8 protein-coding genes and 1 pseudogene are annotated in these 12696 nt (G+C 59.2%); 5 read left to right on the top strand and 4 right to left on the bottom strand.

What is annotated here, in order from left to right; genetic code table 11:
• Positions 1-23: 23 nt before the first annotated feature.
• Positions 24-1646, bottom strand: coding sequence for an ABC transporter substrate-binding protein (locus FFH21_RS15950; RefSeq protein ID WP_011168912.1), 1623 nt, complete (start codon positions 1644-1646; stop codon positions 24-26).
• A gap of 86 nt (positions 1647-1732) precedes the next feature.
• Positions 1733-2887 carry a mandelate racemase family protein gene (locus FFH21_RS15945; protein WP_011168911.1) on the bottom strand — a complete coding sequence of 385 codons (1155 nt, stop codon included), beginning with the start codon at positions 2885-2887 and terminating at the stop codon, positions 1733-1735.
• A gap of 520 nt (positions 2888-3407) precedes the next feature.
• Here FFH21_RS15945 and FFH21_RS15940 point away from each other — a divergent pair.
• From FFH21_RS15940 to FFH21_RS15930, 3 genes and pseudogenes are all read left to right on the top strand, one after another.
• On the top strand, positions 3408-4103 hold the full coding sequence (locus FFH21_RS15940; RefSeq protein ID WP_004665623.1) for a histidine phosphatase family protein: 696 nt from the start codon (positions 3408-3410) through the stop codon (positions 4101-4103).
• Positions 4103-4971: pseudogene (locus tag FFH21_RS15935) on the top strand (phosphatase PAP2 family protein). Before FFH21_RS15940 ends, FFH21_RS15935 begins: the two are co-directional and overlap by 1 nt.
• Positions 4972-4991: 20 nt before the next feature.
• A complete protein-coding gene (locus tag FFH21_RS15930) occupies positions 4992-5666 on the top strand; it encodes a response regulator transcription factor (protein ID WP_004665622.1) in 675 nt (224 codons plus the stop codon).
• A 7-nt stretch (positions 5667-5673) separates the two neighbouring features.
• On the opposite strand, the gene FFH21_RS15925 is transcribed toward FFH21_RS15930, so the two are convergent.
• On the bottom strand, positions 5674-6711 hold the full coding sequence (locus tag FFH21_RS15925; protein ID WP_011168908.1) for an AraC family transcriptional regulator: 1038 nt from the start codon (positions 6709-6711) through the stop codon (positions 5674-5676).
• A gap of 9 nt (positions 6712-6720) precedes the next feature.
• Entirely contained in the window at positions 6721-7635 is a 915-nt protein-coding gene (locus tag FFH21_RS15920; protein ID WP_004665620.1) for a GGDEF domain-containing protein, read from the bottom strand.
• A gap of 523 nt (positions 7636-8158) precedes the next feature.
• On the opposite strand from FFH21_RS15920, the gene FFH21_RS15915 reads away from it, so the two are divergent.
• Together FFH21_RS15915 and FFH21_RS15910 are read left to right on the top strand one after the other, a co-directional pair.
• Entirely contained in the window at positions 8159-10675 is a 2517-nt protein-coding gene (locus FFH21_RS15915) for a TonB-dependent receptor (protein ID WP_011168907.1), read from the top strand.
• A 37-nt stretch (positions 10676-10712) separates the two neighbouring features.
• Entirely contained in the window at positions 10713-12641 is a 1929-nt protein-coding gene (locus FFH21_RS15910) for a phytase (protein WP_004665618.1), read from the top strand.
• Positions 12642-12696 lie beyond the last annotated feature (55 nt).

The raw sequence follows: 12696 nt of genomic DNA, 5'->3' as shown, positions 1-12696 counted from the left end.
CTTGAGCGATTGAACGCGTGGGTTCAGCGTTGCTTGTAGACGTCACGCAGGCGCGTGGTCGCAGCGCTGTGACCCAGGTAATTCCGGACATCGGCGTGAATGACCACTTCATCGGTCATCTGCGAAATCGGCATGATCGGCCCGGCTTTCTGGTCATACAGGGTCTGGATGCGTTGGTAATCGGCCAGTTGCTTACTGGCGTCACGCTCGCGTTCAGCCTGCTCGATCAGCTGGTTGATCTCGGCGTTGTAGAACGAGGTACGCCAGCCCTGAAAGTTGCTCAACCTGGCTTCTTCGCGGTTGTCCGAGTTGTAAATGAGCGCTCGCAGGCTGGAGTGCGGATGGCGCTCGGCACCGCCACCGCCACGCCCGACCAGAATGTCGAAGCGCCGGTCGCGCATTGCGCCGTAGATCTGATTGCCGGTGCCGGTAATGATCGACGCCTGAATACCTGCCTGGGCGAGGGTCGATTGCAGGCTGGTGGCGATGTTGATGAAGGGCGAATCGGTCAGCGAACGAATGGTGATCTTGAAGCCATTCGGGTGCCCGGCTTCGGCGAGCAGGCGCTTGGCCTCGGCGACGTTGAGTGCATAGCCCGGATCATCCAGTCTGGCCGCCAGCCCCAGTTGCAGCGGGCGCTGGTTGATCAGCCCGTAATGCGGCATAACCACGGAGTTGATGCCTTGATAGTCGATCAGCGCACGAATCGCCTTGCGCACCCGGATATCCTGAAACAGTGGCTGCTCCATGCTCTGTGCGATGTAGTACAGAGTGCCGCGCGGGATGGTCTGCACATTGACGTCTTTCGAGCGGGTCAGTGCCTTTATATCTGTGGCCGCCATACCGCGCGCCACGTCCAGGTCTCCGCGCTCCACCATCAGGCGCAGCGCCTGGGATTCGGTCATGTTGCGCATGATCACCCGGCGCAGTCTGGCCGGGCCGCGCCAGTATTGCTCGAAGCGGCTCATCAGAATCACGTCGTTGGCACGCCAGATGTCCAGCTTGAATGCGCCGGAGCCCGCTGTGTTGGTGGTCAGCCAGGCGGCGCCTAGATCATCACCCTTGGCATGTTGCAACGCGGTCAGCCGATCAATGACGAAGGCGCTGGGCGAGGTTGCCAGCGTGTTGAGCACCAGCATGGGGTCGGTGGCTTTGGGCAGGTCAAGCACGAAGGTCGATGGTCCTTCGGCGCGCATCAGTTTGCTGACGTTGTCAGCGGTGTAACCGTAGGCTTTCCAGGTGGAAGCCAGGGCCTTGTTGAGTGTGACCACACGTTGCAGCGACCAGGCAACGTCCTGGGCAGTAAGCGGGTTGCCGGAGTGAAATGTCACGCCCGGGCGTAGGTGGAATGTAAGGCGCATGCGGTCGGGGCTGATTTCCCAGCGCTCGGCCAGTGCCGGAATCAGCTGGTCGGGGCGGGCAGCGTCCTGTTCCAGCAGCATGTCATAGACATTGGCGTTGACCTCGGACACCTCAAGGCCGGTGGCACCTGCCGGGTCCAGGGACAGCAGGTTGATCATGCTCATGCCGACCACAAGTTGATCGACCGGTGTTTCACCGCGCGCCAGAGCGGGCGGGGTGTGCACGAGTGTCGCCGTCAGGGCGAGGCATAGCAGCCAGGGCAGGCGCTTGAGCCAGAGCTTCATGGGGGCAGTCCTTTTTTATATTTATAAGACGCTGTGTCGGGATGTCGAGCGAAGGGCGCTCGGCGTGCCCTTCGCGATGCTGCCAGTCAGTAACGCTGTTCGGTGTGTGTCTCGATATAGCTGAAGTTGATGTCTTCGCCCAGTCCCGGTTGCCCGGAAAGGTGCACGAAACCGTCGCTGTCCATTGGGTCGACCAGCGTATTGAGGTAGGCCGGTACATCGTCGTATTCAAGAAACGGGTGCAGCAGGCCGCGTTCGTACCAGCGGCAGTTGCTGATAGCGCCGACCACGGCGAGGTTGGCAGCGCCGTTGCCATGCACTTCGCAGTCCATGCCGAACGACTCGGCCAGATGCGCGACTTTCAGGCACGGCCCGATGCCGCCGACGCCAGCCACGCCAGCACGGAGGATGTCGCAGGCCTTGTTGGCCACCCAGCTGGCGCGGCTGTGGTACTTGCCGGCAATGCTTTCCGGGCCAAGCACCGGAATGTCCAGGTTGGCCGCCAGCCAGGCGTAGGATTCGGCAGAGTCTTCCATCATCGGCTCTTCGAACCAGGCAAAGTCGAGCTTTTGCAGTTCATGCCCGATGTATAGCGCGTCGGTGCGGCTATACCAGTGATACCCGTCGAGCATCAGGGCAACGTCCGGGCCGACCGCTTCACGAACCGCAGCGCAGGCTTGTACATCCATACGCGGGTCAGGCGCGAACGAGATCGGCGGCATCCAGGTGTGCAGTTTGATGCCTTTGTAACCGCGCTTTACCAGCTTTTCGGCAAACTGGCCGTATTCGTCCGGAGTGGACAGGCCGCCGGGCAAGTCGTCACCGCACATGGTCGAGCCGTAGGCCAGTACCTTGTCGCGATAGCCGCCCAACAGTTTGTGCACGGGCAGTTTCAAGGCGCGTCCGGCAAGGTCCCACAGCGCCTGCTCTACCAGTGCCAGCGCACGGTCGGTGAACTGGCTGGCGCTGCCGCGTTGCCAGTGGGCCAGTTCCTGCCAGATTTTTTCACGATTCATCGGGTTCTGGCCGATAAGCACCTTTTTCACGAACGACTCGATGATGTGCGGGCGGATCAGTTCGGGCGAGCCAAAGGAAAATCCTTCGCTGCCCTCGTCACAGGCGATACGCAGCATGGCCATTTTGACCGGTTTTTCTTCGCCTGGATGGGCATGACCTGCGCTGTCCACAGCGCGGCGTGAAGGGAAGGAAAAAACGTCGACACTGACCGAAGTGATTTTCATGAGGGCCTTCATGGATATTGTTGTTATCAGGTTATTAGTATGTCGTCATACAACGTTGGGGTGATTATTTGCAGCCTTGTAGGACGATGTCAATAGTCGTATGACGACTATTTCCTGTATTGACGGGCGTTATAGGCAGGTATGAGCGAGTAGCGGTGGCTGCTGTGGGATGTTTGAGCGGCATGACCGCGCTTAAGTCGTTATACCTTTAGCCCCTTAATAGCATTGAGGCCTGCACGGAACCTGTCGTCGCGCCAGGAATGCCGCGTGCAGGGCAGGGCGACGCGCTGAATTTTTCGCAAAACGCTTAAATTATCTTCATGTTCAAATCAGAAAAGCTGCAAACACCCGTTTTCAGGGCACTTGCAGAAAAACATGGCGCTGGGCCACAACACGTTTTTCACATCTTCTTCACTGCGTCAGCACGATGCTGAACCTATCTTGCCTGCACGGGAGCGGTGAAGACATCGGGCACCTCCCGAGTCAACACCACACATAGGTTCATGGCAGGAGTGGTCACTTGGCTGACACGACAATAAACAAGAATGTGCTTGCCGATTCGGGCATTCAGCAGCGCCACAAAGTGCATCAGCACATCGTCTCGATAACGGTGACTGTCGTATTACTGGCGATCTGCGCCTGGTTTTATACGGCGTTCTCAAGCGTGCATGTAGTGGATCTGGGCGTTGGCAGCAACCTGAAGGTTTCCGGTCTTCGCGAGCATTGGCGGCAAGGTGATGTGGTGGTGATGGTTCGGCACGCCGAACGCTGCGACCGCTCGACCAACCCTTGCATGGGTGATGCTGACGGCATTACTTCCAACGGGCGGGATGCGGCGCTGGCAGTGGGCGCCGGTTTGCAAAAAATGGGCATGGACCATGTGCGCATGATCGCCAGCACCAAGACCCGTACTCAACAGACTGCACAACTTCTGGCAGGCCATTCCGTGGCCGCTCAGGACTGGATCAACGACTGCGACGGCGGTTTCATGAAGGTCGTGGAAGACCACAAGGTCAGTGGCGAGAACCTGGTGCTGGTAACGCACAGTGGCTGTATCGACCAGTTTGAACGCAAGGTCGGCGTGATCGGCGGCGAGCGTTCAAGTGAATACGCTCAGGCATTTTTCGTGCAGATGGATGGTACCCACCGGCCTAAAATTCTCGGCTCCCTGACCTCCGGGCAATGGGCCAACCTCAGCAGCGAGCAATTCAATTGATGACATCCTCCAGCCCCAGGCTGCGGTTTTACGCCGTCAATCTGGGTGTACCCGTTTTTTCGCTCTACTGGTCTTCGTGACATTCGACCTGACCAGTATTGACCTACAGTTGAGTAACCTGTTTTTTGATTCGGCAGCCGGTGTATTTCCCATCGGGCAGATGCATCTGTTCGAGACCATCACGCACAAGTGGGCGCGAATCATCCCGGACTTGACCGGCGAGTTGGCGATCATTGGTGCAATGCTGTCGTTTGTCTGGCCTTTACTGGAAAAAAAGGCCGGTTCGCGCTTCGTGAGGCTCCTGTCGGGGTCCTGGACAGAGGCGCTTCTGCGCTTTACGCGCAGGCATCGGCTGGACTTCTTTTTCGTGATCGTTGCCTTTGCGTTAAGCACCGGCATGATCCATTACCTGAAAAGCCACACCAGTGTGTACTGCCCCGTTGAAACCACCTTGTATGGTGGCAGCGAGGCGCACATCGAGTGGTTCCGAAACTTCAATTTTCTGCATGAGGCCGGTGCCGGGCGTTGCTGGCCGGGTGGTCATGCGTCAAGCGCATTCAGTCTGCTGGCCTTGTACTTCGTGGCTCGGCGCTACTGCTGGAAACATTCCAACGCCCTGCTGGCGGGCATTCTTGTGCTCGGCATGATCTACGGCACTACGCGGGTGCTGCAAGGCTGGCACTTTATGTCGCACACGTTCTGGGCGGGTATCGTGGTGTGGCTGAGCACGCTGCTGGTCGCACTGTGCTTCTATGGACGATCCAGGTTGCAACAGCCAATTCGTAACGCAGCGGTTTCCGGTCGGCGTGATGAATTTTTTACTCAACCTGCCGATTCAATGGCAACAGGGTCCCGCTCGGCCGGGTAGAAAAACAAGAAGGCGCTGCAATGAACATTCTGGTTATTGAAGATCACCGTGACATTCACGATAACCTGCTGGAATTCTTCGAACTCAGGGGGCACGCGGTCGAAGGTGCGCTGGACGGCCTGAGCGGGCTGCACCTGGCCGCCTCGAAGCGCTTCGATGCAATCATCCTTGACATCATGCTGCCGGGCATCGACGGCAACCAGATCTGCCGCAGTCTGCGCCAGTATTCGAAGTCGGAAGTCGCCATTGTGATGCTCAGTGCGCGGGATGAGCTGGATGACCGTCTCACCGGCTTCAAGGTGGGTGCCGATGATTACATCACCAAGCCGTTTGCAATGTCCGAGGTGCTCGCCCGGGTCGAAGCGGTGGTGGGCCGACGCCAGCGCAAGGATAACCGGGTGATGGTGGTCGCTGACCTGCACTTCGATCTGGATACCCTTGAGATAACCCGCAACGGTGTGCCTTTGAAGCTCAACCCGACTAACATGAAGCTGTTGGAATTGTTGATGCGCAAAAGTCCCCATATCGTGAAGCGATCCGAGCTGGAAGAAGTGCTTTGGGGGCGTGATGCCCCGAACAGCAGTAGCCTGCGCAGCAACATTCATATCCTTAGGCGGGTGCTGGACGGCGACCACGAGACGCCGTTGCTGCATACCGCTCATGGCCTGGGTTACAAGTTGTGTGTCCAGCGCTGAAGCCTGCTCAGTCGAAATTGAACAGGCGCTGGATCAAGGTCGGTGTACTGCCGGTCCAGCGTTTGAACGAGCGGCGGAAGTTGGCCGGATCGTTGAAGTTCAGGTAGTCCGCCACAGCCTCGTTGCTCAGCCCCTTGATTTGATACAGGTACAGCGCGATATGCTTGCGCGCCAGGTCGTGCTGGGCCTGAAAGCTGGTGCCGTGTTTGTGTAACTTGCGTTTCAGCGTAGCCGGGCTCATGGCGAAGGCATTTGCAACCTGTTCCAGGCTGGTAGCCTGGCGCACGTTATCACGCAGGTGCTGGTGCAACCGGTCCAGCAGGCTGAATGGCATACCCAGCGCAGCGAGTTGCCCGGCGGCTTCCTGTTGTGCGACCTGCACTGCGATGGGTGATGCGCCTGGCCACGCGCGGGTGAGGTAATTCCGGGGCAGGCGCATCATGTCCAGCGGGCGGCCAAATGCCGTGTTCTCGCCCAGATGCACCCAGTATTGTTCGATGTAGCGCGGTTCCTCGTGACAGAAACTGCATTCCCACGGCAGCCGTTCCCCGCTGAGCAACTGACTCATCGCGACCAGTGCAGTCATACCGGCCTCCAGCAGGAAGCGTTGCTGTTCGCCAGCGCCGCAACTGTCCAGCCAGTAAAGGTAGGCAAAATGCTCATCCAGCTCCAGACGCGGCGTCAGCAGCGGGCTGAGCAGCGCATGCTGGTGGATCAGGATTTCCAGCGCCTGATGCAGGTTTTGCGCATGACGCAGCGCATGGCTTGCGGCGCCGTAATGGCCGGGAAACAGTCGCTGGCCGAACAGGAAACTGGTGTCGTCGGCTTCCATCTGGCGTTGCGCGTTACCGATCAGAACGAAGAATTGCTGCGCACTGAGCCGCGTCTTGCCCGCAACGATGTCTTCGTAGAACAGGCCTGTGCCTTTGAGCAGGCGATGGCTGTCGATCCCGCGCGACAAGGCCAGATCAATCAGCGTAGCCGGCTGGTAATGGCCGGGGATGAAGCGGCTGTCGGCTTCGTACCAGTCACTTTTGAGAGTCACGGCAGTCGCTCAGGCAGTACGGGTCAGGGGACGTCGGGCGCGGGCCAGCGACAGGTTGAGGCGACGCAGCAGGTTGTCCGGCGTTTCATTGAGGGCCATGACCACCGCCACGCTGGCCGACAGTTGAATGCGTTCACCTTGTTGCCGAGTCTTGTGCGCCAGGCTGGCAACCGCCTGTTGCAGCTCCAGCGCCAGCAGTTTCGCCTGACTCTCTCCGGTATTGGGCAACAACACCACAAACCGGTCGCCCGCCAGACGGCAGAGCAGGTCCTGGCGGCGCAAATTGAGTACCAGCAGATGGCTGAGCGCCGATAGAACCTCATCGCCCTCGGCATGACCGAATGCGTTATTGATCGCGCTGAAGTCATCCACATCCAGTACCAGCAGCGACAACGGTTGCTGCTGGCAGAGGCTTTCTTCAAGGCTGACGACCAGTTGGCGTTTCAGATAGTCGGCGCTGCCCAGCGGTGTGAGCTTGTCGTAAAGCCGATGCTCACGAAAGCCACGCTCGCGCTTTTCCATCTGCGCGCTGATCGCCAGTTGCTCGCGATGCCAGTGATAGATACCGAGGGTCAGCAGGATAAGGCCGATTGGCATAGGTCCGGATTCCAGCCAGTGACCCCACTGGATGTGGCTGGGCAGGCGAATGAACTCGTCCAGCGCGTCGATCCACCAGGAAAAGAACACACAGCTGAGGCCTGTCGACAGGTAATTGGTGACTCGACCGGCTGGTCGGCTCTTGAACACCAGAAACAGCCAGACCAGCGACAGCAGCGCGGAGCCGCCTTCGCCGACGATGTCCAGCCATTGCCATTCGCTGACCTGTTTGACGTTGCCAAATGCCAGAAAGGCCAGCAGGCCCAGGTTGGAAGCGACCATCAGCGCAGCGAGTTTCCAGTGATGGGGTTGGATGATCCTGAACATGAAAAGACGGCTCCCGAGCTGCTGGTTATCGGCCAGCAGAACAGATGTACATGACACTTCGGTGACGGGTAACGCGGACCGCGAAAGGTCGAATCAGCTCACGTGTGTTGCAGGTTTTTTCTACGCGCCTGACCGCCACCCGGCTGGTTCGCCTGCCAAACGCATGCGGTTCGTGACGCTTTGCGTCACAAGTCTCTGGAGCAGCACAATGTCATGATGCGTCTGCAGGAGGTCGCCATACGTGCTTCTCGATCACGGCGGCACTGGCGACGCGGAGCGTCACGAACTGCATTCCAACGCAGAGCGTTGGAAAGAGAGTCATACGCACATCGGCTTTTGATTCCGGCCAGCCCCGCCTGAAAGTCAAATCAGCTCATTTGCCTGCCAAATCACCCTCAAACCCGCTGTTTCCAGCCCCTGCGCCCGTTACCTGTCACAGAACCGTCACTGCACGACTCTAGCTTGCGCCTCCAGTTGCCGGGTCATTTGCCTGGCCTGTCGGGATTATGGGGGAGGACTTAACATGCACAGGCGTCGCAGCAGGGCTCAACTGGTCGGCTTCACACTCAGCGCGCTGGCATTTGCCATTGCCAGCGAACGCTTACAGGCGGCCGAAGCCGATACCACCGAGCACGTGCAAGTGGTCGGGCAGGCGGCGAGTATCGACAACGCGCTCAAGGAGCAACGCAGCTCCGACAGCATCAAGAGCGTCGTGCATGCCGACGGTGTTGCGCAGCTACCGGACCAGAACGTCGCCGAAGCAGTGCAACGCATGCCGGGCGTCAGCGTCGAGCGCGATCAGGGCGAGGGGCGCTTTGTCACCGTCAGGGGACTGGCGCCTGACCTCAACAGCGTGACCATCAACGGCACGCTGGTGCCTGCCCCGGAAAGTGGCCGACGCGCCGTGGCGCTGGATGTGCTGCCTGCCGAACTGGTGCAGTCACTGTCAGTGATCAAAACCCTGACCCCGGACATGGACGCCAACTCGCTGGGCGGTACAGTCGATGTCGAAAGCCTCTCTGCCTTCGACCACAAAGGGCTGTTCTATACCGGCAGCAGCGAAGCCAGCTACGACAAGAACACCCATCAGACCAGCCCCAAGTTTTCCGGCGCGGCGAGCAATCGTTTCAGCCTTGGCGACGGCATCGACAACTTCGGTGTGGCGGCAGCACTGAGCTGGCAGAAGCGTGATTTCGGCTCCGACAACGTCGAGACCGGCGGAGACTGGGACGGCTCGCGACTGCAATCGTTTGAACAACGCGACTACGACATCAGCCGCGAGCGCACCGGGGGTGGTCTTAACTTCGATTACAAACCCGATGACCTCAGCAAATACTACCTGCGCACCCTGTACAGCCGTTTCAAGGATGATGAGGTGCGCACCACCAACGGTTTCGAATTTGCCAATGCCCAGAGCGCAGGGCAGACCGGCGATGCCGAGGGCACGCGCAAGCTCAAGGCGCGCACCGAAACTCAGGAAATCCAGTCCTACGTGTTCGGTGGCGAACGTATGGTCGGCCTGTGGACGCTCAGCGGCCAGGCCGGTTACAGCGAGTCCAGTGAAGACAGCCCTAGCCATATTGCCGGAGCCACATTCGTGGGTAACGATGATTTTGCCGACACCGGTTTCTACGACCGCGACAAGCCAAGGCCCATCGTCGATCCCTCGTTCTACGACAATTCGAACTTTACTCTGGACAAGGTCGACCGGGAAAAGCAGTACACCAAAGACACCGAGAAGAACGTGCGCCTCGACCTGGCCCGCGATTACGACTTCAAGGGCTATGCCTCGCAGTTCAAGTTTGGCGGCAAGGTCAGCCGACGCGACAAAAGCAACGATCTGGAAGTCTGGAAATACGACGATTTCGATGACCAGGGTTTCAGCGATCAGCAACTCAACCTGACACAGTTCCAGAAAGGCACCATCGACTATCGACTGGGCAATTTCGGCAGCGGTATCAGTCCCACTGCGGTCAAGGGCCTGATCGGCGGCCTGAACGCCGCCGACGCCTACGACGCGTCGGAAAGCCGGGCCAATGACTTCAAGATCAACGAAGACATCAATGCCGGTTACTTCATGAATACGCTGGATGTCGATAAATGGCGCTTCATCGCCGGTTTGCGTTACGAGGGCACGGAGATGAACGCCAAAGGAACTGGCGTGCGCGATGGGGCATTCGAGTCCAGTACCACCAACCGCCGCTATCACCACTGGTTACCAGGTCTGCATGCCCGTTATCAGATCGACAAGAGCACCCAGTTGCGTGCCGCCTGGACCAAAACCGTGGTGCGCCCGACGTTCGGGCAACTGGCGCCGGGCTTTGTGATCGACGATGACGAAGCCTCTTTCGGTAACCCGAATCTGAAGCCGCTGGAGTCGAGCAACCTTGACCTGGGCATCGAACACTTCATGGGCCGGGCGGGGACGGTGTCGGCGTTCGTGTTCTACAAGGACATCCAGAATTTCGTCTACAACACCGACCTGGCGGGCACCGGGCAGTGGGCGAACTTCTCCGAAGCCAACACCTACGCCAACGGCGACAAGGCCAAGCTCTATGGCCTGGAACTGGCCTATTCGCAAAAGCTCGACTGGCTGCCATCGCCATGGAACGGTCTGCTGCTGGGCGCCAACGCCACGTTGAGCCGTTCCGACGCGAGCATCAACGGTTTCGACCAGAGCACCGGCACCAACCGCAAGCGCGACATCGACCTGCCCAGCCAGTCGAAAACCGTCGGTAACGTCATGCTCGGCTGGGAGAACGACAAGCTGAGTCTGCGTCTGTCCGCCAACTACAAATCGGCCTATCTCTACGAGTTGGCGTCGATCGGCGACAAGGACCACGACCAGTACGTGAATGCGCAGACTTTCGTCGATTTCAGCGCCCGCTATTCACTGACCAAGAACCTCAAGGTCAGCTTCGAGGCGCAGAACCTCACCGATCAGCCGTATTTCGTCTACAGCGGTCATCGCGCCTACAACGGCCAGTACGAAGAATACGGCCCGACCTACAAAGTCGGCCTGACCTTCACTCACTTCTGATCGACCTGACGCGCTCATTCAAAGGATTCAACCGTTCATGATCATTTCGTTATCACCCAAGCCAGCGTGCCTGGCGCTACTGCTTTGTCTTGCGGCCGGGGCTGCGCACGCTTCGCCGCCGATGGACCTGAACCTGACACGCTGGGCTGAAAATGCTTCGTTCAAGGCTCAATCGGCGAGCTTTCTGCCGGGCAGTGACGGCACCCGCCGCCTGGCCGCGAGCGTCAAGGCCGGTCTGTTGCTGCTGGATGAGCAGGGCCGCGAGCTGGCGAAAATGCCGGGGTCGTTCCAAGGGCTCGACAGCCGTACTACAGGCTCAAGTGTGCTCATTGCAACGCTGGATAATGCCCGCCAGCAGGCCATGCTGACCCAGCTCGATCCGACCGGAGCACACTGGTCAAAGCCGGTTTATCTGCCCGCACGCGATTATTCAGTGGCCGGTCTGTGCCTGTACCGCGATGACGCCAGCAACCTGTTTGTGTTTCTGGTGGGCGAGGAGGGCAAGGGCGAACAATGGCTGATTGGCGCAGATAATCGACTGAACGACGCGCCACGCCTGGTGCGCAACCTGCCGCTACCACCCAAAGCCGAGTTTTGTCAGGTCGATGACGCTGCGCACAGGTTGTTCGTCAATGAACAAAACATCGGTTGGTGGGCTTATTCGGCGCACCCCGAGGCTGAGGTCGCGCGTCAGCCTGTGGCTCTGCGCGAACCGTTTGGCGATTTGAAACAGGCGGCGGGGGCAATGGCCATTGTTCCGGGCGGTTTGCTGGCACTGGACCCGAAAGGCAAGGCGTTGCATCTCTATCAGCAGCAGGATTCGCTGGAGAGCTGGACGCCGGTGGCCGATCTGTCGCTGATGAGCCTGAAAAAGCCGGAAGGGCTTTCTGTTCGTGAGAGCAAGAACAGCTTGCAGGTGTTGGTTAACGACAATGACGGCGAGCGCCTGTATCAGGGGGAACTGAGTTGGTCGCCCAAACCGGTGAATAACGCCAAGCCGTTGCCGACTGTCATGGCGGCGAGTCAGAGCCAGCCGGTCGGGCGTCAGGGTGACGCCGCCGACGACCCGGCCATTTGGGTCCACCCGAAAAATCCGGCGCTCAGTCGCGTGTTGGGCACCAACAAAAAGCAGGGCCTGCTGGCTTATGACCTGACTGGCAAGCAGTTGCAGGAATTACCGGTAGGCCGCCTGAACAACGTCGATCTACGCCCAGGCTTCATGCTCGGCAAGAAGACTGTCGATCTGGCGGTAGCCAGTAACCGGGATCACAACAGCCTGAGCCTGTTCAGCATCGACCGGGTCAGCGGCGTCATTCGTGAAGCGGGAGAGATCCCCACACCATTGGCGGAAATCTATGGCGTCTGCCTGTTCAAACCTGCCAGTGGCGAGCTATACGCCTTCGCCAACGGTAAAGACGGCAGCTTTCTCCAGTATCGGCTCAGCGCGTCCGATGGTAAGGCAAAAGGCGAGCTGGTACGCCGCTTCAAGGTCGACACCCAGCCGGAAGGCTGCGTGGCCGATGACCAGCGTCAACGCCTGTTTCTCGGTGAAGAGGACGTTGGCGTCTGGGAAGTCGATGCGCGGGCGGATCAGCCTGCGACGCTTTCCAGTGTGATCAAGGTGGGCGAGGCGGTGCATGCCGATGTCGAGGGGCTGGCGCTGTATCAGAGTGACAAGCACGACTATCTGGTGATCTCCAGTCAGGGCAACGACAGCTACGTGGTGGTCGATGCCGAGCCGCCTTACGCACTGCGCGGCGCTTTTCGGGTCGGTCTCAACGCGAACGCGGGGATTGACGGTACCTCGGAAACCGACGGCATCGAAGTGACCTCCATGAACCTCGGCGGCCCTTGGAGCAAAGGCATGCTGGTGGTGCAGGACGGGCGCAAACGCATGCCCGAGCAGGCGCAGAACTTCAAGTTCGTGCCGTGGGCCGAGGTGATGAAAACCTTGAAGCTGCCGTAAGTCGTTTGTCATCAAGCGGTGCTAATCATTCGTTCCATTACAGAGGACTACCACG

Origin of the sequence: Pseudomonas sp. KBS0707, from assembly GCF_005937945.2 — a bacterium.
Classification (GTDB): domain Bacteria; phylum Pseudomonadota; class Gammaproteobacteria; order Pseudomonadales; family Pseudomonadaceae; genus Aquipseudomonas; species Aquipseudomonas amygdali.
The sequence above is the reverse complement of the archived record's forward strand: the minus strand, read 5'-3'. Positions and strand labels throughout refer to the sequence as shown.